Consider the following 24,714-nt stretch of genomic DNA (forward strand, 5'->3'; position numbering starts at 1 on the left):
GTGTCCCCCCGCGTCAGGTGTCAGGCGTGGCCGACGTCGCCCACCTGGAACGCACCGCCATTCTGGTTGGCCTGCTGGAGGTAGAGCTGGCCGAAATCGATCGGCTCCAGCAGCAGCGGCGGGAAGCCGCCGTCGCGCACGCAATCGGCGAGCACGCGGCGCGCGAACGGGAAGAGCAGGCGCGGTGCCTCGCCGAGCAGGAACGGCTGGATCGCATCCGCCGGCACGTTGCGCAGCCCGAACAGGCCGGCATAGGTCAGGTCGACGATGAACGCGGTCTGGCCCTCGGCCTCGGCCTTCACATCGATCTTCAGCAGCACCTCGTGCACCTCTTCGCCGACCTGGGCGGTGCCGATGTTGAACTGCACGTCGATCGCGGGCGGATTGGGGTTCTGGAAGATCGCCGGCGCGTTCGGATTTTCGAACGACAGGTCCTTCACATATTGCGAGATCAGGCCGGCGGCCGGCGCGGTATCCTCGCCGTTGGTCGCGGGCTGCATGTCGATCGTGGTGCCGTTGTCCTGGTCGGCCATGGGGAATTCCTCGAGTGAAGGGAGGGGCGGGGACCGAAGCGCCGCGTCGAGCGTTCGATGCCGATGGCGCCTGCGCCTAGCAGCGCCGGCATGCGGTTTCAACGGGCGCATGAAACACCCGGTTTGAACTAGAGGGGCTTTCGGCCTATGTATCGATCAAGATCGGAGGCACGGTGTTCTACGTAGTTCTTCTCGCGATGGTGGCGGCCTTCCTGGCGCTGCGTCTCTACAGCGTGCTCGGCAAGCGGACCGGTCACGAACAGCAGCCGTTGCCGCGCGCCGCCGACGACCGGCCGGCCGCCGCGATCGTGACGCCGCGCACCGTCGATGCGACGGCGGAGACGCGCGAACCCGTCAACCGTAATATCGAGCCGCGCGCCGAAGCCGGCTTGCGTGCTATCATCGGCGGTGAGCCGGGCTTCGACGTCGCGCAATTCCTGGGCGGCGCGCAGGCGGCATATCGGATGACGCTCGAGGCCTTCTGGGTCGGCGACGAGACGGCGCTCGCCGAACTCGCCCAGCCCGATGTCGCCCATGCTTTCGGTGAGGCGATCGCCGCACGGCGCGAGGCGGGCGAGACGCTGGAGAACCGCCTGATCTCGATCGAACGTGCCGCCATCGCCGATGCGGCGCTCGACGGTCGCGAAGCGCGGATCACCGTCCGCTTCGATGCCGATATCGCCGCCGTTACTCGCGATGCGGAGGGCCATGTCGTCGCGGGATCGCTGACCGATGCGGTCGAAACCCACGACGTGTGGACCTTCGCCCGCACATTGAAGAGCAACGATCCCAACTGGAAGCTGGCCGACACCGACGAAGCGTGAGCCGGCCGGCGGCCCGATCCTCGGCCGCCGGCAGACGTCGAGACCATCGTGTTTCCCGCTTCCACAAGAGCTTCGCGCTTGTCGCCATCCGTCGGCTCCGGCACAGCCGCCGTTCAACCGGCCGCCACTATGGGCGGGCAGATGGGAATGCGGATGATCGGTAATCGTGCCACGGCCAGCATCGCGCTGGCGCTCGCCCTTAGCGCCTGCGGCGGCCGCGTCGTGCCGGTGGCGGCCGGACGCGCGCCGGCCACGCAACCAGGCCGCCCCGCGCCGCGCCCCGCTGCACGGCCCTCAACCGGCGCCGGCCAGCAGATCGCCAGCGGCCGTGCCTTCAATGGCCGCATACAGGGCGCGACGCCGCTGCTCGCCGCTCCCGTCGGCGTCAATCCCGGCGCCAGCACGGCCGCTACGGCGGGGCTCGTCGCCGGCCCTGCGCTCGCCGCCCTGCCGATCACCGAAGCGCAGGCGGAGGCGGCACGACAGGCGTTCCTGACCAGCTGCCCCGGCTTGATGCGGCGCACCGATGCTTCCGGCCTCACGCGCGGAGCGGACTGGCAGCCGGCCTGCGCGGCGGCCGCGGCGACCCCGCGCGGCGGCGCACGCGCCTTCTTCCTCGCCAATTTCGAGGCGGTGCAGGTCGGCGACGGCAAGGCCTTCGCCACCGGCTATTACGAGCCGGAGATCGCCGCCTCGCGCGATCGGCGCGCCGGCTATGACGTGCCGATCTACGCGCGTCCCGACGGCCTGATCGATGTCGATCTCGGCAAATTCACCACCGATCTGAAGGGCAAGAAGATTCGCGGCCGCGTCGACGGCAGCAACCTCGTGCCCTATTACGATCGCGCGGCGATCGACGCCGGCGCGATCCGCGACAAGGCGCCCGTGCTCGCCTGGGGTGCCGACGAGGCGGCGGTGTTCTTTCTCCAAATCCAGGGGTCGGGCCGGCTGCGGCTGCCCAATGGAGAGATCATGCGGGTCGGCTACGACACGCAGAACGGCCGCGACTATACCGGCATCGGCGCGCTGATGAAGCAGCGCGGCCTGCTCCAGCCGGGGCAGACCTCGATGCAGGGGATCGTCGCCTGGCTGCACGCCCATCCCGAGGAGGGAAGGGCGATCATGGCGGAAAACAAGAGCTTCGTGTTCTTCCGCGAACTGAACACGCCGCCGGTCGGTGCGATGGGCTATGTGGTCAACGGCGGCGTCAGTGCGGCGGCGGACGTCAAGTACGTGCCGCTCGGCGCCCCCGTCTTCCTGTCGATGGACCGGCAGGATGCGACCGGCCTGTGGGTGGCGCAGGATACCGGCGGCGCGATCAAGGGCAGCAACCGCTTCGACACCTTCTGGGGCGCAGGGCCGGTGGCGGAGGCGACCGCCGGTGGCATGGCGGCGCGCGGCACCGCCTTCCTGTTGCTGCCCATCGGCACTCTGGCCCGCTTGCAGCCGGGCGCGACGCGCTACGATCCGTACGGGGCCAGCGGTGCGCCAGCTCAACCCTGACGAGGCGGACCTCTGGGCGCGGGTGATGGCGACGGTGAAGCCGCTGCGCGCCGTCACACCGCCGGCCCGCCCCGCCGCTGCTGCTGCGCCACCGCCAAAGGCCACCAAGCCATCGAAGGCGTTGACCCGCGCCATCGCCGCGGCACCGGTCGCGGCGGCAAGGCCTGCGCCGAGCGCACCCTCGCCGCGGCAGAACACGCTGGATGGCGGCTGGGACAAACGGCTGTCGCGCGGCATCGTCATTCCCGACAGTGCGATCGACCTGCACGGCCACACCTTGTCGTCCGCCCATGCGCTGCTCGACGACGGTCTGTCGCGTGCGATCGGCCGCGGCGACCGCGTACTGCTGCTCGTCACCGGCAAGCCGCCGCGGCCCGAGAGCGAGCGTCCCCACGCGCGCGGCGCGATCCGCGCAGCGATCGCGGACTGGCTCGCCGCCTCGCGCCACGCCGACGCCATCGCCGCCGTCCGCGGCGCGCATCCCCGGCACGGCGGACAGGGCGCGCTCTATATCGTGCTGAGACGCGGGCGGTAAGCCGCCGCGCGGGTCCTCACCCCGCCCGCGCGATCACATCGGCATAGATCGCGGTCAACGTTTCCAGATCCGCCACCGCTACCGCTTCGTCGACCTGATGCATCGTCGCATTGACCAGCCCGAACTCCATCGTCGGACAAAGCTTTGACAGGAAACGTGCATCGGACGTGCCGCCCGAGGTCGAAAGTTCGGGGACCAGCCCGGTTTCCGCCTCGATCGCCGCACTGACCAGCGCCGTGAAGGCGCCCGGTTCGGTCAGGAACGCCTCGCCGGATACCTTGGCGGTCACGATGGCACCGGGCGCATGGTCGCGGACGATCGCCGCGACGCGCTCGGCCAAGGCATCCCCCTGCTGCTCGTCGTTGAAGCGGATGTTGATCCGCGCCTCGGCGCGCGCGGGAATGACGTTGTGCGCGGGATTGCCGATCGCGATATCGGTGATCTCCAGATTGGACGGCTGGAACCAGGCATTGCCGGCATCCAGCGCCATATCCTCCAGCGCGGCGAGCGCCTTGGCGAGCTTGCCCGCCGGGTTGTCGGCGAGGTGCGGATAGGCGACATGCCCCTGCCGCCCCGGCACCGCGATCCAGATGTTCACCGATCCGCGGCGGCCGATCTTCACCATATCGCCCAGGCGGTGGACGGAGGTCGGCTCGCCGACCAGGCACAGGTCGGGCGCGATGCCGCGTTCCGCCATGCGCGCGATCAATGCCGGCGTGCCGTAGGTCGCCGGGCCTTCCTCGTCGCCGGTGATCAGCAGGCTCAGCGTCGGCCCTGCCGACCGCGACGCGGCGGCGGCGAAGGCGGCGACGGCACCCTTCATGTCGACCGCGCCGCGACCGTACAACAGGTCGCCACGCACCTCGCCCGACCAGGGGGAGCCCGTCCAGCCCTCGCCCGGCGGCACCACGTCGACATGGCCGGCGAAGGCGAGATGGCGTTCGCCGCCCGCGCGGATCGCGATCATGTTCTCGACCGGCCCGTCGGGCGCCTCGCCGGTAACGAAGCGATCGACCGCGAAGCCGATCGGCACTAGCGCGGATTCGAGCACGTCAAACACCGCGCCGCGCGCCGGCGTCACACTGTCGGCACGCAGCAGGGCTTGCGCGAGCGCGAGCGTGTCGATCACGCCGGCGGCTGCTCGTATTGCTGGATCACCCAATCCTCTTCCTGCGCGCCGGCGATCCAATCCTGCATCCACGGATGCTGGATGACCGCATCGATATAGGCGGCGGCGAAGCGCGCGATCGGCAGTTGATAGGAGATGATGCGGGTGACGACCGGCGCGAACATGATGTCCGCCGCGCCGAAATCGCCGAACAGATAGGCCCCGTCGCCGCCCCAACGCGCGCGCGCCTGTGCCCACAATTCCATGATCCGGCCAAGATCGACCAGCACGTCGTCATCTGGCCGCTTGGCCGCAAAGACCTGGCGGATGTTCATCGGGTGCTTGCGCCGCAAGGCGGTAAAGCTTGAATGCATCTCCGCCGCCATCGATCGCGCCATCGCCCGCGCCGGCTCGTCCGCCGGCCAGAAGCGGTCGCGCCCGACCTTGTCCGCAAGATAGTCGACGATGGCTAGGCTGTCCCACACCACCGCTTCGCCGTCCCACAGGATCGGCACCTTGCCGCTCGACGGCGCGAACTCGGCGCCCTCGCGCCGCCGGTCCCATTCGGCATCGTAGAGCGGCACCACCACCTCCTCGAACGGGAGGCCGGATTGCTTGGCCGCCAGCCAGCCGCGCAAGCTCCAGCTGGAATAGGCCTTGTTGCCGATGATGAGCTTCATGGCCCCCGGGTTAGCGGGGCGGGGGCGGGAGGTCTAGGACCGACCACTGTATGCGCGCCGTGGCAGGTCGTTCAGCCGACCGCCTCGATCACCGCGGCGCGCAGTTCGGCGATGCCCATGCCGCCCTCGCTCGACGTCGCCAGGATGTCGGGATGCGCGGCAGGGCGCTTGCGCGCCTCGTCGGCGGTCGCCTGCGTCACTGCGGCGAGGTCCGTCGCCTTCACCTTGTCCGCCTTGGTGAGCACCAGGCGGTAGCTTACCGCCGCCTTGTCGAGCATTTCCAGGATCTCGCGATCCACGTCCTTGATGCCGTGGCGCGAATCGATCAGCACCAGCGCGCGCTTCAACGTGTCGCGCCCGCGCAGGAAGTCGTTGACCAGGAAGCGCCACTTCCTGACGACGTCCTTGGGTGCCTTGGCGAAGCCATAGCCGGGCATGTCGACGAGCCGGAAGGCGAGGGGGGCACCCACGTCGAAGAAGTTCAGCTCCTGCGTCCGCCCCGGCGTGTTCGACGTGCGCGCCAGCCCGTTGCGCCCAGTGAGCGCGTTCAGCAGCGACGACTTGCCGACATTGGATCGCCCGGCGAACGCCACCTCCGGCACCACCGGCGCCGGCAGGTGTTCGAGGCTCGGCGCAGACTTGAGGAAGCCGACCGGGCCCGCGAACATCTTGCGTGCCGCCTCGATCAACTCCGGGGTGAGGCCGTCCTCACCCGCCAGATCGTCCTCGCTCACTTCGCCGGCGCCGTCTTGAGGTCAGGGTGCCGCGCATAGAGCACGCGCTGCTGCAGGATCGCCAGGAAGTTGGACGCGATCCAGTAGACCTGCAGGCCCACCGGATAGCTCGCCATCACGAACATCAGCACCCAGGGGATCACCGCGAACACCTGCTTCTGGGTATCGTCCATCGGTGCCGGGTTCATCTTGAACTGGAAGTACATCGAAATGCCGAGGATGATGGGAACCACGCCGATCGCGATCATGTGCGGCGGCGTGAAGTGCAGGAAGCCGAACAGATTGAGCGGCGTCAGCGGATCGGGCGCGCTGAGATCCTTGATCCAGGCGACGAACGGCTGGTGCCGCATTTCGATCGTCAGCATCAGCACCTTGTAGAGCGCATAGAAGATCGGGATCTGCAGAAGCGTGGGCAGACAGCCGGCGACGGGATTGACCTTCTCCGTCTTGTACAGCTGCATCACCTCTTGCTGCATCCGCGGCTTGTCGTCCTTGTAGCGCTCCTGGATCGCCTTCATCTTGGGCTGGATCGCGCGCATCTTGGCCATGCTGGCGAATTGGCGCTGGGCAATCGGGAACATCAGGCCGCGGATGGTCACGGTCAGCAGGATGATCGCCACGCCGAAGTTGCCGATCATCCGGAACAGCCAGTCGAGGTAGGTGAAGATCGGCTTCTCGACGATCTCGAACCAGCCCCAGTCGATCGCCTTGTCGAGCTTGGTGACGCCTTGGTCGTTCTCGTAATGCTGCAGCGCCTTCACTTCCTTGGCGCCCGCGAAGAAGCGGCTCACCTGGGTGATCGCGCGACCGGACGGGAGCAGCTTGGGCGCGAAGGCGTAATCGGCCTGGTAGGCGGTGTTGGCGCCGGCACGGAACTGGCCGTCGAACTGCGCCTGCTGGTCGGGCACCAGCGCGGTCAGCCAGTATTTGTCCGTGAAGCCCAGCCAGCCGCCGGTGGTGGTGAACTTTTCCGGCGCCTTGTCGAGGTCCTTGAACTTCACGCCATAGTCGGCGCCGCCGTCATGGACGGACATCGGACCGGTATGGATCTGCCAAGTGCCCGGATCCTTCGACACGCCGACCCGGTTGACGTAGCCATAAGGAGCGACCGGCACCGGCGCACCGCCGCCGTTCTGCACGGTCTGGCGCACCGTGAACATATATTGGTCATCGACCGACAGCTCGATCGCGAAGCGCTGGCCGGTGGCGTTGGCGGCGGTCAGCGTCACCGGCTTGCCGGGCGCGAGCAGCGTCGACGAGGCGGTCCACACCGCATCCGCGGCAGGCGGCTTCAGCCCGTCGTCGCGCCAGCCGAAGCCGGCGAAATAGGCATCGGGCGCACCGGCGGGCGACAGCAGGCGGATCGGCGGCGAATCCTTGGCGATCGTTTCCTTGTACTTGACCAGCACCAGGTCATCGATGCGTGCGCCGCGCAGGTTGATCGAACCCTGCAGCGTCGGCGTCTGGATGCGCACCCGCGGCGTCTCGCCCAGCACCACGCGCCGGTCGCGGATCGCGGCCGGATTGTCGGCGGTCGGATCGGCGGTGTTACGGGTCTGGATCGGCTGCGACTTGCCGTTGACGATCTTGGTCACCGGCGGGTTCGCCACGGGGAAGAACTTGCCCTGGATCAGCGGCCAGGCGAACAGGATCACCGCCGCGATCACCGCGAACATGAGGAAATTCTGACGTTCTTTGTTCAAGGTCTTGCCCCGTAGCTCAAGGGACGGGATCGGGTCCGTACCCGCCCCAAGGATGGCAGCGCGCTATCCGCTTCACCGCCAGCCAGCCCCCTTTGGCCGCGCCATAGCGGCGAATGGCGGTGATTGCATAGGCCGAACACGACGGCTGGTAGCGGCAGGTCGGCGGCATCACCGCCGACGGGCCGAGTTGCCAGCCGCGCACCAGCAGGATCATCAGCCGCGCGATCATCGCGCCGGCCGTGCCTGGGCAGGCGCCTTGTCCTTGCCCTTGGCGTTGCGCGGCCCGCGCGGCCGCGCCGGCGAATCCTCGCCGCGGGCGATCTTCGCCAGCGCCTTCGCCAATTCGCTCTTCAGCAGCGCATGGTCGCGTTCGATGCCGCCGTCGCGCCCGATCAGCACATGATCGGCACCGCGGATCCCGCTCGCCGGAAACAGCTCGCGCGCCAGCGCCCGGAAGCGCCGTTTCATGCGGTTCCGGACGACGGCGTTGCCGATTTTCTTGGTGACGGTGAAGCCGACGCGCATGGTCGGGTCGCCGTCTGCGCGATCACGCACCAGCAGGACGAAGCCCGGCATCGGCGCGCGCCGTCCCGCATTGGCCGCGAGGAAATCGCGGCGCTGCGACATCGTCTGAATGTCGGCTCCGCCGACGGGTATGCGGATGCCGGGCGCCCCGGCATCCGTCATGCCGGTTACGCCGACAGCTTCTTGCGGCCGCGCGCACGACGGGCGCGGATCACCGCGCGACCGCCCACCGTCGCCATCCGCGAGCGGAAACCGTGGCGACGCGCACGCACCAGATTGCTCGGCTGAAAGGTCCGCTTCATGATTCATTCCCTGATCGTCTGAATAGAAAACGGCCGCCACGCAGGACGGCCTTGCTGGGGCGCGCTTACCGGCACCACGGGGGGAAGTCAACGCGAGCGCACGCATGCCCCGGCAGATGGTGGTAGTGTATTGCATCTGCAAGGCACCAAAAGAAAGTTCGTTTCGGTCCATTCCCCGCACCGGGAAAGCCGCTATGGCGGCATCAGGCGGGGGAGTGACATGGCGGCGATCGTCCAGACGGTGGCGTATCTCGGGCTGGAGGCGCGGGGGGTGGAGGTGCAGGTGCAGCTCATCCCCGGCGTTCCCGCCTTCAACCTCGTCGGCCTCGGCGACAAGGCGGTGGCCGAAAGCCGCGAGCGGGTGCGTGGTGCGGTATCGGCGCTCGGCCTCGCCCTCCCGCCCAAACGCATCGTCGTCAACCTGTCGCCCGCCGACCTGCCCAAAGAAGGGTCGCACTTCGACCTTCCCATCGCGCTGGCGCTGCTCGGTGCGATGGGCGTCATCGATGTCGAATCGCTCGCCGATTATGTCGTCGTCGGCGAACTCGGCCTCGACGGACGGATCGCGCCGTCGCCCGGCGTGCTGCTCGCCGCTCTGCATGCCGGCGCGGAGGGGAGGGGCCTCGTCTGCCCCGCCGCGCAAGGATCGGAAGCGGCCTGGGCCGGTTCGGTCGAGGTGCTTGCCGCGCCCGATCTTCTCGCGCTCATCAACCACTTCAAGGGCCATGGCCTGCTTTCCGCGCCGCAACCGGGCGATGTCGAGGCGGCGCTGCACGGCCCCGACCTGCGCCAGGTGAAGGGGCAGGAGGTCGCCAAGCGCGCGCTGGAGATCGCGGCCGCCGGTGGCCACAACCTGTTGATGGTCGGTCCGCCCGGCGCGGGCAAATCGCTGATGGCGTCCTGCCTGCCCGGCATCCTGCCGCCGCTCGATGCCGCCGAGGCGCTGGAGGTGTCGATGGTCCAGTCGGTGGCCGGCACGCTTGCCGGCGGCCGCCTGACCCGCAATCGGCCATTCCGCAGCCCGCATCACAGCGCCTCGATGGCGGCGCTGACCGGCGGCGGGTTGAAGGTGAAGCCGGGCGAGGTCAGCCTCGCGCATCTGGGTGTGCTGTTCCTCGACGAACTGCCCGAATTCCAGCGCGCCGTCCTCGATTCGCTGCGCCAGCCGCTCGAAACCGGCACCGTCAGCGTCGCCCGCGCCAATGCGCACGTCACCTTCCCGGCACGCGTGCAGCTGATCGCCGCCATGAACCCCTGCCGCTGCGGCCACCTCGGCGACGCCAGCCTCGCCTGCGCCCGCGCGCCGCGCTGCGCCGCCGACTACCAGGCCAAGGTGTCCGGGCCACTGCTCGACCGCATCGACCTCCATGTCGAGGTCGCCGCGGTCAGCGCCGCCGATCTTGTCCTGCCGCCGCCCGCCGAAGGATCGGCGGAGGTGGCGGCGCGGGTCGCCGCGGCGCGGGCGATCCAGACGGCACGCTATGGCACCGTCGCGGCGCGTACCAATGCCGAAGCGGAGGGAGCCGTCCTCGAAGCGGTGGCGACACCGGAGGAAGGCGGCCGCGCCCTCCTCGCCCAGGCGGCGGAGGCGATGCGCATGTCGGCGCGCAGCTACACGCGGGTCCTGCGCGTCGCCCGCACGATCGCGGACCTCGCCGGCAGCGACCCCGTCACCCGCGTCCACATCGCAGAGGCCCTGAGCTACCGCCGCCGGACGCCTGCGAACTAGGGATGGGCGGCATCACCCGGCAACGTCCGGCCGAGCCCGTCGCAGCACACGCAAGACTCTATCAGTGCGTAGCGAGGTCCCGTTCATCGAGCAGTGCAAGGCACTGGCTGAGCAGCGCGGCGATCAGGAAGTCGCCCGACCGATCGGCCAGTTCCAGCGTGCGAACGACCTGCTCGCGCAGCCTGTCCCGCTCGACGATCATGATATCCCGCTCGACGATCATGCCAGCCGCAACACCAAATTTGTGAATGGGCCACCCAACCACGCTGGGCACCTCGTCGCAACGACATGGATTAAGCTTTCTTGCGCCGGTTCCCCGTCGCTCGCCGCTTGCAGTCTCGCCATCGAGCGGCTACCGGACGGCACCTCGCTGCCCCTGTGGCGAAATTGGTAGACGCATTCGACTCAAAATCGAACGCCGCAAGGCATGCTGGTTCGAGTCCGGCCAGGGGCACCACCGTCCATCATCCGCCGTCACGGCAGGACCGCGATCGGGCCACCGCTCGCCTGGAACAGGGCGACGGTATCCGTCAGCCGGGCGGCGCGCGCCTGCACCAGTTGCGCGCGTGCCTGCGCGTCCGCCGCCGTGGCATTGAGCAGCGCCAGCGTGCCGACATCGCCGAGCGCCAGCTGCCGGCGGGCGAAGGCGAGCGCGCGGCCGGAGGCGTCGCTGGCGCGCGTCGCCGCGTCCAGCGCCTCGGCATCGGTGTGCAACCCGGTCAGGGCATCGGCCACGTCGCCGAACGCGGTCAGCACGGCGGTGCGATATTGCGCCTTGGCGCCGTCGAGCGCGGCCTCGGCGGCGTGCTGCTGGTGGCGCAGCTGGCCGGCGTGGAACAGCGGCTGGGTGATGCCGCCGACCAGCGTCCAGAACGGATTCCCGCTCCTGAACATGTCGCCGAAGCGCTGCGCGGCGCCGCCGGCATTGGCGCTGAGCGTGATCGCCGGCAGGCGCGCGGCGATGGCGGTGCGCACGTCGGCGCCGGCGCCCTCCAGCTGCGCGCGCGCCGCCAGCACGTCCGGCCGCCGCGCGACGAGGTCGGACGGCAGCGTCGCGGGCAGCTGCGTCGGCAGCGCGAGCGACGCCAGCGTCGGCAGCATCGGTAGCGGCGCGCCGGCCGGACGGCCGAGCAGCGCTGCGATCACCACGCGCTGATGCGCCTCCTGCCGCACCAGCGGCGGCAGCGCGCCTTCGGCGGTGGCGAGCGCGGTCTGCTGCGTCGCGACGTCCGCCAGGCCGACCGCGCCCAGTTGCTGGCGCCTTTGCAGGCTGGCGAGGATGTCGCGGTTCACGGCCACGCTGACCTTCGTCGCCTCGACCTGATCGGCGAGCGCCGCACGCTGGATCACCGCCTGGACGAGGTTGGCGACCACGCTGGTCCGCGCCGCATCCCGCCGGTAGCGCTGCACCGCCGCCGCGGCACGGGCCGAGCGGAGGCGCGAGCGGGTGCCGCCGAACAGGTCGGGCGCATAGCTCACGGTCACCTGCGCGGTATGCAGCGTATAGAGTTGCTGGTCCTGATCGGCGACCGCGGGGGAGAGGGCGTTGGACACGCGCGTCCGCTCCGCCTGATAGCTCGCATCGACCTGCGGCAGCAACGCGCCCGCCGCGCTGCCGGCCAGCTCGCGCGCCTGGCGCAGCGACGCATCGGCGCTGGCGACGTCGTTATTGTGGGCCAGCGCCTCCGCCACCAGCGCATCGAGTGGCGGGCTGGCGAAGGCGCTCCACCAGTCGGCGCGGGCCGGCGTGGCGGCAAAGACCTGCTCCGGGCCGGTGGCGGGGGCGATCGCCGCCGGGGCTGCGACCGGCGGCAGGGGCGCGTGCGCGTCGAGGTCGTGCGGCCCCGCGGCACAGGCGGCGGTGGTGCAGGCGAGCAGCAGGGCGAGCGTGCGGGTCATGCCAGTGCCTCCCCGTCGCCGCCGGGGCGGGCGTGATGCCCGACGTCGCGCCCGTGCGCGCCGCGATCCTCGGGCGGCACCCGCTTCGAGAAGCGGTCGATCAGCACCGGCAGCACCAGCAGGATCAGCACCGGGGCGAGCGCCATGCCGCCGACCACCACCAGCGCCAGCGGCTTTTGCACCTGGCTGCCGATGCCGTGCGACAGCGCCGCGGGCAGCAGGCCGATCGCCGCGACCAGGCAGGTCATCACCACCGGCCGCAGGCTGTGCCGCACCGTCGTCGCCAGCGCGCGGGCGCGGTCCGCGCCCTCGTCGACCGCATTGTTGTAGGTCGTCACCACCAGGATCCCGTCCATCACCGCGATCCCGAACAGCGCCACGAAGCCGATCGCCGCCGAGATGCTGAACGCCGTACCGGTCAGCGCCAGCGCCAGCACGCCGCCGACGATCGCCATCGGGATCGCCGCGAAGGCGAGTAGGCTGTCGCGGATCGAGCCGAAATTGGCATAGAGCAGCAGCAGCATCAGCAGCAGGCTGATCGGCACCACGATCTCCAGCCGGGCGATGGCGTTGTTGAGGTTGTCGAGCTCGCCCGCCCATTCCAGGTGATAGCCGGCGGGCAGATGCACGTTGCGGGTGATCCGTGCCCGCGCCTCGTCCACGGCGCCGCCCAGGTCGCGGCCGCGCACCGAAAATTTGATCGGGATGTAGCGCTCCTGATGCTCGCGGTAGATGAACGAGGCACCGCTGGTCAGCCGCACGTCGGCGACTTCCGACAGCGGCACCTGGATCGTCCCGCCGCTGCCGTCGGTGGCGGGGGCGCCGACCGTGATGTTGCGGATCGCCTCGATCGAATCGCGCTGCTGCGGTTGCAGCCGGACGACGATCGGGAAGTGGCGGTCGGTCCCCGCCTCGTACAGATCGGCGCTGGAGCTGCCGCCGACCGCCGCGGCGACCGTCTGGTTGATGTCGTCGGGCGTCAGGCCGTAGCGCGCGGCCCTGGCGCGGTCGACATCGACGCGCACCGTCGGCTGGCCGAGCGACTGGAAGACGCCGAGGTCGGCGATGCCCGGCACCCTCGCCATCTGGTTCTTGATCTGGTCCGCATATTTTTCCAGCGTCGGCAGGTCGGGGCCGAACAGCTTGATCGAATTGGCACCCTTCACGCCCGAGGCGGCCTCCTCCACATTGTCCTCGATGATCTGCGAGAAGGAGAAATCGACCCCCGGATAGCGGGCGGTGAGTTTCTTGGAGAGTTCGGCGATCAGCGTTTCCTTGGTGACGCCATGCGGCCAGTCGTCGAACGGCTTCAGCGGCACGAAGAATTCGGCGTTGAAGAATCCGGTGGCATCGGTGCCGTCGTCGGGCCGCCCGTGGGCGGAGAGCACCGCCGTCACCTCGGGATAACCTGCGATGATCCGGCGGACGCCGTTCACCACCGGCTGCCCCGCCTCCAGGCTGATCGATCCGGGAAGGGTGGCGCGGATGTACATGTTGCCCTCCTCCAGATGCGGCAGGAATTCGATGCCGAGCGAGCGCACGCCGGCCACGGCAAGGCCCAGCATCAGCACCGCGCCGCCGATCGCCAGCACCCGGTTGCCGAGCGCAAAGGCGGCGGCGGGTTCGTAGGCGCGGCGCAGCTTGCCGACGATCCACGTCTCCACCTCCGACAACCGGTCCGGCAGCAGCAGCGTCGCCAGCACCGGCGCGACGGTGAAGGTCGCGATCAGGCCGCCGGTGATCGCATAGGCATAGGTCTTCGCCATCGGCCCGAAGATGTGGCCCTCGACGCCGGTCAGGGTGAACAGCGGCAGGAAGCTGGCGATGATGATCGCCGCGGCGAAGAAGATCCCCCGGCTGACCTCGCTCGATGCGCCCAGCACGGCCGAGAAGCGGTTGGCGATGGTGTAGTGCCCGCGCCCACTTTCGACATGCGCGGATCGCTCCACCATGTGGCGGAAGATGTTCTCGACCATGATGACGCTGGCATCGACGACGAGGCCGAAGTCGAGCGCGCCCACGGACAGCAGATTGGCGCTTTCCCCCTGCAACACGAGGATCAGGATCGCGAAGGCCAGCGCGAACGGGATCGTCGCCGCGACGATGATCGCGCTCCTGAGGTTGCCGAGGAACAGCCATTGCAGCGCGAAGATCAGCAGGATGCCGACCACCATGTTCTCGAGCACGGTGTGGATGGTCAGGTGGATGAGGTCCGACCGGTCGTAGATGCGCTGGAGCTGCACGCCCGGCGGCAGCACCCCCGATGCGTTGATGTCGGCGACCTCCTTCTGCACGCGCTCGATCGTCGGCATCGACTGGGCGCCGCGCTGCATCAGCACGATGCCCTGCACGATGTCGTCCTGGTCGTTGTAGCCGGCGATGCCGAGCCGCGGCGCGTTGCCGATGGTGACGTGCGCCACGTCCTTCAGCAGCACCGGCTGGCCCGCGGCGCTGCCGACGAGCACGTTCTCGATGCCGCCGACCGACTGGATCAGGCCGATGCCGCGGACGATCGCGGCCTGCGATCCGAAGTTGATCGTCTGGCCGCCGACGTTGCCGTCGCTCTTGGCGATCGCGGCGAGCACCTGGCTGACCGTGACGTTGTGGGCGGCAAGCCGCTGGTTGTCGATCACCACGTCATAGGCGCGCAGCTTGCCACCCCAGCCGGTGACGTCGATCACGCCGGGGATGCGCTTGAAGCGGCGTTGCAGCACCCAATCCTGCAACGTCTTGAGGTCCATCACCGAATAGCCCTTGGGCGCGGTGATCTTGTAGCGGTAGATCTCGCCCACCGGGCTGGTCGGCGACAGCGTCGGCTGCGCGCCACCGGCGAGCGGGGGCAGCTGCGACAGGCGGTTGATGACCTGCTGCTTGGCCTGTTCGTTGGTGTAATCGTAGCTGAACTGGATCTTGATGTCGGACAGGCCGAACAGGCTGATCGCGCGGATCGCGGTGAGGTGCGGGATGCCTGCCATGCCGACCTCGATCGGGATGGTGACGTTGCGCTCCATCTCCTCGGCCGACAGCCCCTGCGTCTGGGTGATGACCTCCACCATCGGCGGCACCGGGTCGGGATAGGCCTCGATATTGAGGTTCATGAAGCCGATCACGCCGGCGAGCAGCATCGCGACGAAGACGCCGACGATCAGCAGCCGCTGGCGCAGGGCAAAGGCGACGAGGCGGTTCATTCGCCGATCCCCGCCTCGTTCACGAACAGGGCACCCGCCGTCACGATACGCTCGCCGGGCTCCAGTCCTTTGAGGATCGTCACCATGCCGTCCTGTTCATCGCCCGCCGTCACATCGCGCGAGACGAGCAGGCCGCCGGGGCGCACCACCCAAACCCGCGCGCTCTCGCCTTCATGGATCACCGCGGCGGCGGGCACCCGCAGGGCGCTGCCGGCATGCGCCTGGCGGATCGCGAAGCTCGCGAACATCTGCGGCTTCAGCGCGCCGTCGGGATTGGCGATCGTCGCGCGCACCGGCAGGCGCCGCGTCTGCGGATCGAGCGCCGCGCCGACCAGGTCGATGCGCGCGCTGAAGGTGCGGCCGGGCAGGGCGGGCGTGGTCACCGTCACCGGATCGCCGACGTGGATCGCGGCGGCATCGCCTTCCGCCACCTGCGCGACCAGCCATACGCGCGACGGGTCGGTGATCGTCATCACCGGCTTGTCGCCACCCTGGCCGAGATACTGGCCCGCCGACACGTCGCGGGAGGCGATGAGGCCGCTGATCGGCGCATGCAGCGTCGTCACGTCGTGGATGCCGCTGACCTCGCCTGCGCCCTCCAGCCGGTTGATCTCGGCCGGCGATTTGCCGAGCACCGCCAGCTTGTCGCGCGCCGCACCCAGCGATGCGGCGGCGGTCCGCGCGCTCGCCTGTGCGGCGGCGAGGTCCGCCTGCGCCTGCTGGTAATCCTTCAGCGCACCACCGGCGGTCTGGTAGATCTGCTTCTGGCGGTCGGCGGTCCGCGCGGCAGTGGCGAGCTGCGCCTGCGCGTTCTGATAGGCGGCGCGCGCCGCGAACAGGCCGCTGCGCGCATCGACGAAGTCGCTGGTGCGGACCAGCAGCAGCGGCTGGCCGCGCGTCACCCGCTGGCCCGCATCCACCAGCACGCGCACGATCTGCCCGGCATAGGGCATCACCACCGGCGTGCTCTGGTCGCCGTCCACGGTGATCGCCCCGGTCGCCAGCGTGCGGGTAGCGGACGATCCCATGCCGACCTGCATGGTCTTCAGCGATTCCATCTGCTCAGGGCTGGGCCGGAAGGTGCCGGCGGGCGAGGCGGGCGGCGGCGTCTCCTCGTGATGCGTCAGCCGGCCGAGCAGCGCGAACAGCAGCGCCACGCCGACCAGCACCGCCGCGGCGATCCCCAGCCAGCGCCATTGCGCCGCCCGCGACAGCGTGGTGGCGGGGGCAAGCGGTTCGTGTTCGTCGATGGCGTGCATTGTCGGCCCTGCATGCGATGAAGCTTGGAGCCGATAGGGGGGCTGGCTTACAGCTGGCTGACGGATGTTGCGGTGCGGGAGGGTTTTTGCGGATTCTGCTGGTGGAGGATGACGACGCCTTGGCCGAGGCGCTCTGTGCGGCGCTGTTGCAGCGCGGCCTGACGGTGGATCGTGCCGGCAGCGCCGAGGAGGCGGAGGCCTACCTCGCCGCCGTCGACCATGCCGCCATCCTGCTCGATCTGGGCCTGCCGGACGAGGACGGGCTCGCCCTGCTGCGCCGGCTGCGCAGCAACGGCAACACCCGGCCGGTGCTGGTGCTGACCGCGCGCGGCAGCGTCGATGCGCGCATCCGCGGCCTGCACGGCGGCGCGGACGATTATATCGTCAAGCCGTTCGATCCCGACGAGCTCCACGCCCGCCTGCTCGCCGTGTTGCGCCGTCAGGGCGGCTATCTGGGCGTGTCGCTCACCTGTGCGCGGCTGATCTTCGACGTCGAGAGCCGCGTCGCGCGGGTCGGCGATGCCCTGCTCACCCTGTCGGTACGGGAGACGGAACTGCTCGAATTGCTGCTGCGCCGGGCGGGCAACGTCGTGCCCAAGCGGGTGGTCGAGGATCAATTGTTCGGGGCGGGCGGCGACCTCGGCTCCAATGCGGTCGAGGTCTATGTCCATCGCCTGCGCAAGCGGCTGGACGAGGCGGCGACCGGCACGCGGATCGATACCGTGCGCGGCGTCGGCTACATGCTGCGCAGCGCGGCATGAGGATCGGCGCGTCCCGGTCGCTGATCGGCCAGTTCGCGCTGCTCCACATCCTGGTCGCGCTGGTCGCGGCGGCGACCCTGCCGTTCGGCGTCGCCATCCTGCTGCACCGGGTGGCGCATCACTATCAGCGCAACGTGCTGCGCCAGCAGGCGCAGGCCGTGGCCGCGCGATTGCCGGGCCGCGATCCCGCGCAGGCGGTCGGCGCGGTCGACATCATCGCCGGCGGGCTGACCCTGGACGTGGTGGATGCCGCCTGCCGCCCGCTCGCCGAACGCGGGCCGTCCCGGCCGGCGATGCTCCGCATCGTGCCGCTCGCCACGCAGCCCCGGATCGTGCGGCGCGGGCCGTTGGTCGCGGCCAGCTGGCCCGCCGGCCCTGGCCGCTGGGTCGTCGTCTCGCAGGACGATGCCGCACCCGAAGTGGTGACCGACGATATCGTGCGCACCTTCCTCAAACGGTTCGCGCTGCTGTTGCTGCCGCTCACCCTGCTGATCCCGCTCGCCGGCCTGTGGCTCACCCGCCGGCTGACCCGCCGGATGGCGGCGGCGGCGGCGATCGCTGCCGCGATCGGGCCGCGCACGCTCGATCGCCGGCTGCCGCGCGGCACGCTGCCGGCGGAGGTCGAGCCGCTCGCCGTCGCCACCAACGCCGCGCTCGACCGGCTGGAGCAGAGCTTCGCCGCGCAGGCCGCCTTCGCCGCCGATGTCGCGCACGAGCTGCGCACCCCGCTGGCGACGATTCGGCTGCGCGCCGATGCCGTCGCCGATCCTGCGGCGCGGGCGGCGCTGCTGGCCGAGGTCGACCGCGCCGCCCGGGTCGTCGCGCAATTGCTGGGGCTCGCCGATCTCGAACGGCCGCTGGACGAGGCATGCGAACCCGTCGACCTGGCGATGCTCGCCGAGCGGGTCGTCGCGGAGCGGGCGCCGGCGGTGCTCGCCTCCGGCCGCTCGATCGCCCTCGACGATCATGGCGCGCCGCGCGTCGCCGGTTTCGCCGGCGCCCTCGCGCTCGCTGCCGAAAACCTGATCGACAATGCGGTGCGCCATACCCCGTCCGGCACGCGCATCACCGTCGCGGTCGGCCCCGGCGCGCGGCTGAGCGTGTGCGACGACGGACCGCCCGTCGCGCCGGCGCATCGCGCCCGCATGGCCGAACGCTTCTGGCGCGGCGGCACCGCGGCGGAAGGGTCGGGGCTCGGCCTGTCGATCGTCGCGCGGGTCGCTGCCGCGCATGGCGGCGCGCTGCATCTCGATTCCGCACCCGGCGGGCAGGGGCTCTGCGCCACGCTGGTTTTCGCCGCGCCGGAAAAGACTTGACCTCGGGCGGTCGCCGGGTGCGTTAGGGCCGAAACGACCCCGTGCCGGAATGCCCGATGCCCCTCAGCCTGCTTCTTGTCGAGGATGATGCCGCCTACGCCCAGGCGCTGGCCGAGGAACTGGGTGGAATCGGCTATGCCACCCATATCGTCGGCGATGGCCGGGCGGCGTTGGCGGCGATAGCCGAATCGGCCTTCGATGCGGTGATCCTCGATCGCATGATGCCGCGGCTCGACGGCATGTCGGTGCTCCAGGCGCTGCGCGAGGGCGGCATGACGCTGCCGGTCATCATGCTGACCGCCTTGTCCTCCTCGTCCGACAAGGTCGATGGGCTGGAGGCCGGTGCGGACGATTACGTCGTGAAGCCGGCCGCGGCGGCGGAACTGCACGCGCGATTGTCGGCGATCCTGCGCGGGCGCGGCTGGACGGCGGGCAGCACCGATACGTTGCAGGCGGGCGATATCGTGGTCAGCCCCACCACCTTCCGCGCCTGGCGCGCCGGCAAGCCGATCGACCTCGCCAAGCTCGAACTCAAACTGCTGGTCGAACTCGTCCGCAACGTGGATTCGGTGCTGACCCGCTCGATGCTGATCGAACGCGTCTGGGGCTACGACTTCATGCCCGACACCAACCTGGTCGACGTCCACATCCGTCGATTACGCGTGAAACTGACCCAAGGCGGTCTGGAGGACCCGATCCGTACCGTCCGCGGCCTCGGCTACATGCTGCGGGGGTGAGAAGGCCCGGCCTGCGCACGCTGACCGTCGGGTTCCTCGCGGCCTTCCTGGTCGCGACCGCGGGCACCGGGGCGGCGATCTACGCAGCGTCGCTCGGCGCGGTCGTCACCCTGGTCGACCGGCGGATCGAGAATGTCAGCGCCATCGTTGGCGCGGGGCCGGCCCCTGCGGTGCTGGCCCGCATCGAGACACTCGCGCGGCGGCGCGACACGGGCGACATCGGTTTCCTCCTGACCGATGCGGCCGGACGACGGATCGGCGGCAATGTCGATATCGCGCGCCGCTTCCCGCTCGGCTATGCCGACTTGCGCAGCCGCGACGGCATCCTCGGCCTGTCCGCCGGGCGCGCCTATACCCGCGCGATCGGCAGCGACCTGCGCCTCACCACCATGGCGGAAACGGAGCCGTTCGACGGCTATCGCACCGCGCGGCTGCGCATCTATCTGCTCGGGTTCGGATCGATCGTGCTGATCGTGCTGGGCGGCCTCGTCGCCTTTGCGGTCACCATCGCACGGCGCTTCGCCGAAACCCGCCGGACGGTGGACGCGATCATCGCCGGCGACATGCAGCGGCGGGTCGCCGTCATCGGGTCGGCCGATGAATTCGACCGGCAGGCGCGCGCCTTCAACCGCATGCTCGATCGCATCGCCGAACTGATGGACGGGCTGCGCAACGTGTCGAGCGACGTGGCGCACGACCTGCGCATGCCGCTCGCCCGCCTGCGCAGCCGGCTGGCGGCGATCGCGGCGCGCGAAGGCAATGGCCCGCAGGCCGAGGCCGTGGAGGCGGCGATCGCCGATTGCGACGAACTGCTCGCGATGTTCGCCGCCATGCTGCGCATCGCCGAGGTGGAGGCCGGCCGCCGCACCGCCGCCTTTGCGCCGGTCGATCTTGCCGCATTGTTGATCGAGACGGGCGAGGCGCTGGAGCCGGTCGCCGACGAAAGCGGGCACCGCCTGTCCGTCGCCTCGGTCGCGCCCACGACCATCACCGGCGACGCCCGGCTCATCGAGCAAGCGCTGGTCAACGCGGTCGAAAACGCGCTGCGGCATACGCCGGAGGGCACCACGATCACGCTCGTACTCGCCTCTACACCAGACCGGGCGACGATCACCATCGCCGACGATGGACCCGGCATCCCGGTAGACCAGCGCACGCAGGCCCTGCGCCGGTTCGGCCGGCTGGAGGCGAGCCGCCACCGGCCGGGTCATGGCCTCGGCCTGCCGCTGATCGCCGCCGTGATGCGGTTGCACGGCGGCGAGCTGGCGCTGGAGGATAACGAGCCCGGCCTCCGGCTGAGGCTCGCCTTTCCGGCCTAGAACTTCACCGACGCTTCCGCTCCGAAGGTGCGCGGCGGGTTGAAGTTGCCGTAATCGCCCAGCACCCCGCCGTAGCTGTAGCTGGTCAGCACGCCGTTGGTGTAATTGGGCGTCGGCGACGAATTGGCCGCCGACCGGCGGTAGATATGGCTTTCGTCGAGCAGGTTGCGGCTCCACAGCCCCAGGGTCAGCGTCTGCCCGTGATCGTTCAGCCGGATGTCCGCCAGCGCGATGCGACCGTTGACGATGAAGCTCGGGTCCGCCTTCACCGGTTCGTTCTGGAAGCTGTAGGCGCTGCTCGCGTAATTCGCATCCAGGTGGAAGCGCAGGCGGGTGTCGCCCACACCCACCGGCACCTCGTAATCCGCATAGCCCGATGCCGCGTTGCGCGGCGTGTAGACGACATACACCTGATAGGGGATGTTGTTCAGAAACGGGTTCGGCGTCGCCGGCACATGCGTATAGGTATAGGCATAGCTCGCGCCCAGCGTGACCGCATCGGTCGGCCGCAGCGTCAGGTCCGCCTCCAGCCCGCGGATCTTCGACACGCCGGGGGCATTGCGCGTTTCCTCGGTATGCAGATTGTAGGTCGGGCTGGCGGGGTTGGTGTCGACATTGTCGAAGTCGGTCTGCGTGCCCTGGCGGTCCATGACATAGCCGGCAAGGTTCAGGCGGGCACGACGATCGAGGAAGTCCATCTTGGCACCGACCTCATAGGCCTTGACCGATTCGGGGCCGAAGGCGGTGAAGGTCTGCGACCGGTCGTTGGCGCCTCCGGCGCGATAGCCGGTCGAATATTTGGCATAGAGATGGACGGTGTCGGTGGCATCGTAGGCGAGCGTCACCATCGGGTCGAACCGCCCCTGGTCGAAGGTGAAGAGGAAGTTGGTCGCCTTGTTTTGCACCAGGTACAGCACGCCGTCGCGCTTGTCCTTGGTGTAGCGGCCGCCGACCGTCAGGTGCAGCGCGTCGAAGCCGGCGGGGGTATAGGTCGCCTGCGCGAACGCGGCATAGCTGTGCGCCTTCGCCCAGCTGCCGCGCGCGAGGAAGCGCGAGCCATAGGCCCAGCCCTGGTTGGCCGAGGTGACCGGGCCGATCACCACCGGGCTGAGGGTGGTGTAGCCGCTGCCGTCGGCATTCCACAGGTTGCTCGACGGAGTGGCCGCCGTCTCCTCCGCGCGCTCGGTGAAATAATAGAGGCCGGCCGCGTAATCGAGGTTCGCGATGCTGCCGACCGCCTGGAATTCCTGGCTGAACTGGTGCTGGTCGAGGTCCGACAGGCTGTAGCGGCTGAACTTGCCGTTAGGCGAGAAGACCGTGCGGTGCGCGCCGCCCGAATTGTCCCACTGCCCGGTCGACACGCCGCGCCAGGCGCTGATCGACCGCAGCTCGACGTTCGGCGTCGCCTGATATTTGATCGTGGAGGCAAAGCCGTGCGTCTTGTCGATGCTGAGCTGCTGCGGCACGCCGATATCCGCCGACGACTGGCGATGGTCGCCGCTCACCTTCACCAGCGGCGAAAGCGGCGCGATGCACGCCTTCGCGGCCACGCCGGCCGGGCACACCAGGGTCGTGCCGCTGTACGTGCCGACCGGCAGGCCACTGGGATTGTAGCTGATGAGCTGGCTGTAGAAGGGCGTGTTCTCGTCGCGCGACTGGTCGTAGCTCAGCTGCACCGACAGGCCGGTGACCGGCTTCCACAGCGCGCTGACATGCCCGCCGTAGCGATTGTAATAGTTCCAGCCGTAATTGCCCGGCAGCGGGTTGGTCGTGGTCGCATCCTGGTGCTGGATCACGCCGTCGACCTTGACCGCGATATTGTAGGTTTCCGGCAGGTTGAGGTGGATTTCCCCGGTATGCTGGCCGTAGTTGCCGATGCCCGCACTCACTCGGCCGCCGAATTCCCCCGTGGGCGCGGCGGTGATGATGCTGACGGCGCCCCCTTCCGTGTTGCGGCCGAACAACGTGCCCTGCGGCCCGCGCAGCACCTCCAGCCGCTGCACGTCGAACAGCGCGGCGTTGAGGCCCTGCGACCGCCCGATATAGACGCCGTCGATGTAGACGCCGACGCCCGAATCGCGCGCCGTCTGGTTCTGGTCGAACGGCACGATGCCGCGGATGCCGACGGTCAGCGCGGATTGCCGCGCCTCGAACGTCGCGACGCGCAGGCTCGGGATGGTGCCGTCGGCGATGTCGATCAGGCTCTGGATATGCCGATCCTTGATGACCTGCGGGTCGATGACCGAGATCGCGATCGGCGTCTTCTGGAGGTTGGTTTCCCGCCGTGTCGCGGTAACCACGATATCGGTCAGCTGGCCGCCGTCGCTGGTCGGAGCGGTCGCGGCCGCCGCGGCGGGGGCAGGGGCGGGGATAGGGGCGGGCGCGGTCTGGGCGTGGGCGGCGGCGCTACCGGCCAGGATGGACAGCGCGGCACCGGCGAGCAGATACGGGCGGGCGCAGGAACGAACGGACAAGGAATTTCCCCCTCAACGAGACGATGTGTCGAGGGCGGCCGTTAGAAGCGGCATGCGTAGCCGCCGTGACCGTTCGGAGACGGCCGGCGGCGGCTTGCTTCATCCTGGTGTCATGTTGGCGGCGGCCGGCGCTATCCCCGCCGCCGCAGCCGGCCCCGGAACAGGCCGCGGTGCGTCGTCGCCTCGAACATCTCGCCCGGCCCTTCGGGATCGAGCACCTCGTTGTCGGCGAGCCAGGTCTGGACGCTGTCGAGATCGGGCACCTCGTACGGCCGCAGCGAACGGCCCGGCCCGCGCAGCCGCTCGATGGTGTCGATCAGCGATCCCGTCTGCTCGATGAGCTGCGCGACGCGTTCGACCGCCACGTCGAGATGTTCGGCCAGCAGGTCGGCCCGCTGCGCGGCGATCACCGCCTCCAGCCCGGCCCCCGGGTGGCGTGCGGCGTCGATCACCACGTCGCATTCGGTGTCGAGCCGCAGCGAGCGGTTGTTGATGTTCGCCGATCCGACCCGCAGCTGGGTATCGTCGATGATCGTGATCTTGGCATGGCAATAGATCGGCGTGCCGCCGCGGGTGAAGGGATGGTACAGCCGCAGCCGCCCGTGCCGGTCGCGCCGGCGCAGCGTCTCGACCAGCCGCGCGCGTGCCGTGTCCATCGCCAGCGGCTCCAGCCACCCTTGCGCGGTCAGCGGGTTGACGATGACGATCTCCGGCCCGTCCGCCTCGTCGAGCCGGGCGGCGATCGCCTCGGCGATGCGGCGGGAGGCGAAATACTGGCTTTCGCAATAGATGTGGCGGCGGGCGGCGCGGATCTGGTCGAGGAACAAGGCCTCCACCTCGGTGATCGCCGCTTCGCCCGGCATCTCGGGCTGGCTCCGCGCGATGCCGAGGTCGATCCCCTCGAACATCGGCTCCAGCGAGGCGGGCCAGCACGATGATTCACCCGTCACCGGCGCCAGGCGGTGCCCCGAGGCGAGGTGCCAGCGCTCGCGGCACAGTTCGCCAAGCGCCGCCGCCGCGGGACCGGTGATCGCGGTCGTCGCATCGTGCCACGGCTTGTAGGGCTTGCCGCTCGGCAATTGGCGTCCGGGGTCGTCGTCGCGGTGCGCGCGCGTATCCCAGCGCTCCGCCGTCATGTCGATCCCGCCGCAAAAGGCGAGGCAGTCGTCGATCGAGACGATCTTCTGGTGGTGCGACGAGGCCGTCGGATGATGACTGTCGAGCTTCACGTGGATGCGCGGATGCCGCATCCACTTGAGGACGGTGAAGGCGGTCTTGCCGCGAAAGATCGCCTTCAGCGCGCCGACGTCCCAGCGCAGCAGGTACAGCTCCAGTGCGGGATTGCGCTCCACCAGCCAGTAGAGGAAATCGCCGACGCTTTCCGGCCCTTCGCCGATGCCGCTGCTGCCCGCGAGGCGGATGCGGGCATCGAAGTCCCAGCCGACCAGCATGATCCGTTTCCTGGCCAGCGCGAACGCCTCGCGCGCGACGCCGAAATACCGGTCAGCATCGACGATCACCGACAGGCGATCGGCGCGTTCGACACGCCAGACGTTACGCGATGGGTCCAGCATGACGGGGGAAC

General features: G+C 69.6%; 22 protein-coding genes and 1 tRNA gene. 9 read left to right on the forward strand and 14 right to left on the reverse strand.

Annotated features, from left to right (window positions below; translation table 11 throughout):
• Positions 1-20: 20 nt before the first annotated feature.
• A complete protein-coding gene (gene secB, locus AC4GY7_RS00435; protein WP_491111372.1) occupies positions 21-533 on the reverse strand; it encodes a protein-export chaperone SecB in 513 nt (170 codons plus the stop codon).
• A gap of 173 nt (positions 534-706) precedes the next feature.
• On the opposite strand from secB, the gene AC4GY7_RS00440 reads away from it, so the two are divergent.
• The 3 genes from AC4GY7_RS00440 (at position 707) to AC4GY7_RS00450 (ending at position 3,395) form a co-directional block, all read left to right on the forward strand.
• Positions 707-1,357 carry a Tim44/TimA family putative adaptor protein gene (locus tag AC4GY7_RS00440; protein ID WP_491111374.1) on the forward strand — a complete coding sequence of 217 codons (651 nt, stop codon included), beginning with the start codon at positions 707-709 and terminating at the stop codon, positions 1,355-1,357.
• 153 nt (positions 1,358-1,510) lie between these two features.
• On the forward strand, positions 1,511-2,860 hold the full coding sequence (mltA, locus tag AC4GY7_RS00445) for a murein transglycosylase A (RefSeq protein WP_491111376.1): 1,350 nt from the start codon (positions 1,511-1,513) through the stop codon (positions 2,858-2,860).
• A 25-nt stretch (positions 2,861-2,885) separates the two neighbouring features.
• Positions 2,886-3,395 carry a Smr/MutS family protein gene (locus tag AC4GY7_RS00450; protein ID WP_491112064.1) on the forward strand — a complete coding sequence of 170 codons (510 nt, stop codon included), beginning with the start codon at positions 2,886-2,888 and terminating at the stop codon, positions 3,393-3,395.
• 16 nt (positions 3,396-3,411) lie between these two features.
• Here the strand turns inward: AC4GY7_RS00450 and dapE are convergent, their stop codons facing one another.
• The 7 genes from dapE to rpmH form a co-directional block, all read right to left on the reverse strand.
• A complete protein-coding gene (gene dapE / locus AC4GY7_RS00455) occupies positions 3,412-4,524 on the reverse strand; it encodes a succinyl-diaminopimelate desuccinylase (RefSeq protein ID WP_491111378.1) in 1,113 nt (370 codons plus the stop codon).
• Positions 4,521-5,183: a glutathione S-transferase family protein gene (locus AC4GY7_RS00460; RefSeq protein WP_491111379.1), complete on the reverse strand. Its 663-nt coding sequence runs from the start codon at positions 5,181-5,183 to the stop codon at positions 4,521-4,523. Before AC4GY7_RS00460 ends, dapE begins: the two co-directional genes overlap by 4 nt.
• A 71-nt stretch (positions 5,184-5,254) precedes the next feature.
• Positions 5,255-5,851, reverse strand: a complete 597-nt coding sequence (yihA, locus tag AC4GY7_RS00465; protein WP_491112065.1) for a ribosome biogenesis GTP-binding protein YihA/YsxC — start codon at positions 5,849-5,851, stop codon at positions 5,255-5,257.
• A 62-nt stretch (positions 5,852-5,913) separates the two neighbouring features.
• On the reverse strand, positions 5,914-7,620 hold the full coding sequence (yidC, locus tag AC4GY7_RS00470; protein ID WP_491111380.1) for a membrane protein insertase YidC: 1,707 nt from the start codon (positions 7,618-7,620) through the stop codon (positions 5,914-5,916).
• A gap of 16 nt (positions 7,621-7,636) precedes the next feature.
• Complete coding sequence (gene yidD, locus AC4GY7_RS00475) at positions 7,637-7,849, reverse strand: membrane protein insertion efficiency factor YidD (RefSeq protein WP_491111381.1); 213 nt, start codon at positions 7,847-7,849, stop codon at positions 7,637-7,639.
• Positions 7,846-8,307 (reverse strand): ribonuclease P protein component, encoded by a 462-nt coding sequence (gene rnpA, locus AC4GY7_RS00480; protein ID WP_491111383.1) that lies wholly within the window; start codon positions 8,305-8,307, stop codon positions 7,846-7,848. The genes yidD and rnpA overlap by 4 nt, the downstream gene beginning before the upstream one ends.
• 5 nt (positions 8,308-8,312) lie before the next feature.
• A complete protein-coding gene (rpmH, locus tag AC4GY7_RS00485) occupies positions 8,313-8,447 on the reverse strand; it encodes a 50S ribosomal protein L34 (RefSeq protein ID WP_017978410.1) in 135 nt (44 codons plus the stop codon).
• Between the two features lie 220 nt (positions 8,448-8,667).
• Between rpmH and AC4GY7_RS00490 the strand changes: the two genes are divergently transcribed.
• Positions 8,668-10,176, forward strand: coding sequence for a YifB family Mg chelatase-like AAA ATPase (locus AC4GY7_RS00490; protein WP_491111385.1), 1,509 nt, complete (start codon positions 8,668-8,670; stop codon positions 10,174-10,176).
• Between the two features lie 61 nt (positions 10,177-10,237).
• On the opposite strand, the gene AC4GY7_RS00495 is transcribed toward AC4GY7_RS00490, so the two are convergent.
• Entirely contained in the window at positions 10,238-10,399 is a 162-nt protein-coding gene (locus AC4GY7_RS00495) for a hypothetical protein (RefSeq protein ID WP_491111386.1), read from the reverse strand.
• A 149-nt stretch (positions 10,400-10,548) separates the two neighbouring features.
• Between AC4GY7_RS00495 and AC4GY7_RS00500 the strand changes: the two genes are divergently transcribed.
• Positions 10,549-10,633: transfer RNA gene (locus tag AC4GY7_RS00500), tRNA-Leu, on the forward strand.
• Positions 10,634-10,650: 17 nt separating this feature from the next.
• Here the strand turns inward: AC4GY7_RS00500 and AC4GY7_RS00505 are convergent.
• Genes AC4GY7_RS00505 through AC4GY7_RS00515 form a run of 3 tightly spaced genes read right to left on the reverse strand, consistent with a single transcriptional unit; the run spans position 10,651 to position 16,522 of the window.
• A complete protein-coding gene (locus AC4GY7_RS00505; protein WP_491111388.1) occupies positions 10,651-12,075 on the reverse strand; it encodes an efflux transporter outer membrane subunit in 1,425 nt (474 codons plus the stop codon).
• A complete protein-coding gene (locus AC4GY7_RS00510; RefSeq protein WP_491111389.1) occupies positions 12,072-15,263 on the reverse strand; it encodes an efflux RND transporter permease subunit in 3,192 nt (1,063 codons plus the stop codon). Before AC4GY7_RS00510 ends, AC4GY7_RS00505 begins: the two co-directional genes overlap by 4 nt.
• Complete coding sequence (locus AC4GY7_RS00515; RefSeq protein ID WP_491111391.1) at positions 15,260-16,522, reverse strand: efflux RND transporter periplasmic adaptor subunit; 1,263 nt, start codon at positions 16,520-16,522, stop codon at positions 15,260-15,262. Before AC4GY7_RS00515 ends, AC4GY7_RS00510 begins: the two co-directional genes overlap by 4 nt.
• Positions 16,523-16,608: 86 nt before the next feature.
• Between AC4GY7_RS00515 and AC4GY7_RS00520 the strand changes: the two genes are divergently transcribed.
• The 4 genes from AC4GY7_RS00520 to AC4GY7_RS00535 are packed head-to-tail and all read left to right on the forward strand — an operon-like array spanning position 16,609 to position 20,655.
• Positions 16,609-17,283, forward strand: coding sequence for a response regulator (locus tag AC4GY7_RS00520; protein ID WP_491111392.1), 675 nt, complete (start codon positions 16,609-16,611; stop codon positions 17,281-17,283).
• Positions 17,280-18,599, forward strand: a complete 1,320-nt coding sequence (locus AC4GY7_RS00525; protein WP_491111394.1) for a sensor histidine kinase — start codon at positions 17,280-17,282, stop codon at positions 18,597-18,599. The genes AC4GY7_RS00520 and AC4GY7_RS00525 overlap by 4 nt, the downstream gene beginning before the upstream one ends.
• A gap of 56 nt (positions 18,600-18,655) precedes the next feature.
• Positions 18,656-19,336, forward strand: a complete 681-nt coding sequence (locus tag AC4GY7_RS00530; RefSeq protein ID WP_491111395.1) for a response regulator transcription factor — start codon at positions 18,656-18,658, stop codon at positions 19,334-19,336.
• Entirely contained in the window at positions 19,333-20,655 is a 1,323-nt protein-coding gene (locus tag AC4GY7_RS00535) for a HAMP domain-containing sensor histidine kinase (RefSeq protein WP_491111396.1), read from the forward strand. The genes AC4GY7_RS00530 and AC4GY7_RS00535 overlap by 4 nt, the downstream gene beginning before the upstream one ends.
• Here the strand turns inward: AC4GY7_RS00535 and AC4GY7_RS00540 are convergent.
• Together AC4GY7_RS00540 and AC4GY7_RS00545 are read right to left on the reverse strand one after the other, a co-directional pair.
• Positions 20,652-23,129, reverse strand: a complete 2,478-nt coding sequence (locus AC4GY7_RS00540) for a TonB-dependent receptor (RefSeq protein ID WP_491111397.1) — start codon at positions 23,127-23,129, stop codon at positions 20,652-20,654. The two genes, AC4GY7_RS00535 and AC4GY7_RS00540, sit on opposite strands and share 4 nt — an antisense overlap.
• Positions 23,130-23,260: 131 nt before the next feature.
• The gene (locus AC4GY7_RS00545) at positions 23,261-24,703 is read right to left on the reverse strand and encodes a phospholipase D-like domain-containing protein (protein ID WP_491111399.1); all 1,443 of its coding nucleotides are present in this window, start codon (positions 24,701-24,703) and stop codon (positions 23,261-23,263) included.
• Positions 24,704-24,714 lie beyond the last annotated feature (11 nt).

The sequence above is a fragment of the Sphingomonas sp. SP5 genome (assembly GCF_058313455.1).

Coding starts and splice junctions, on each gene's coding strand:
- secB (WP_491111372.1), bottom strand. CDS start 533: ATGGCCGACCAGGACAACGGCACCACGATCGACATGCAGCCCGCGACC.
- mltA (WP_491111376.1), top strand. CDS start 1,511: ATGATCGGTAATCGTGCCACGGCCAGCATCGCGCTGGCGCTCGCCCTT.
- AC4GY7_RS00450 (WP_491112064.1), top strand. CDS start 2,886: ATGGCGACGGTGAAGCCGCTGCGCGCCGTCACACCGCCGGCCCGCCCC.
- AC4GY7_RS00460 (WP_491111379.1), bottom strand. CDS start 5,183: ATGAAGCTCATCATCGGCAACAAGGCCTATTCCAGCTGGAGCTTGCGC.
- yihA (WP_491112065.1), bottom strand. CDS start 5,851: ATGTTCGCGGGCCCGGTCGGCTTCCTCAAGTCTGCGCCGAGCCTCGAA.
- yidD (WP_491111381.1), bottom strand. CDS start 7,849: ATGATCGCGCGGCTGATGATCCTGCTGGTGCGCGGCTGGCAACTCGGC.
- rnpA (WP_491111383.1), bottom strand. CDS start 8,307: ATGACGGATGCCGGGGCGCCCGGCATCCGCATACCCGTCGGCGGAGCC.
- rpmH (WP_017978410.1), bottom strand. CDS start 8,447: ATGAAGCGGACCTTTCAGCCGAGCAATCTGGTGCGTGCGCGTCGCCAC.
- AC4GY7_RS00490 (WP_491111385.1), top strand. CDS start 8,668: ATGGCGGCGATCGTCCAGACGGTGGCGTATCTCGGGCTGGAGGCGCGG.
- AC4GY7_RS00495 (WP_491111386.1), bottom strand. CDS start 10,399: ATGATCGTCGAGCGGGATATCATGATCGTCGAGCGGGACAGGCTGCGC.
- AC4GY7_RS00505 (WP_491111388.1), bottom strand. CDS start 12,075: ATGACCCGCACGCTCGCCCTGCTGCTCGCCTGCACCACCGCCGCCTGT.
- AC4GY7_RS00510 (WP_491111389.1), bottom strand. CDS start 15,263: ATGAACCGCCTCGTCGCCTTTGCCCTGCGCCAGCGGCTGCTGATCGTC.
- AC4GY7_RS00515 (WP_491111391.1), bottom strand. CDS start 16,522: ATGCACGCCATCGACGAACACGAACCGCTTGCCCCCGCCACCACGCTG.
- AC4GY7_RS00525 (WP_491111394.1), top strand. CDS start 17,280: ATGAGGATCGGCGCGTCCCGGTCGCTGATCGGCCAGTTCGCGCTGCTC.
- AC4GY7_RS00530 (WP_491111395.1), top strand. CDS start 18,656: ATGCCCCTCAGCCTGCTTCTTGTCGAGGATGATGCCGCCTACGCCCAG.
- AC4GY7_RS00545 (WP_491111399.1), bottom strand. CDS start 24,703: ATGCTGGACCCATCGCGTAACGTCTGGCGTGTCGAACGCGCCGATCGC.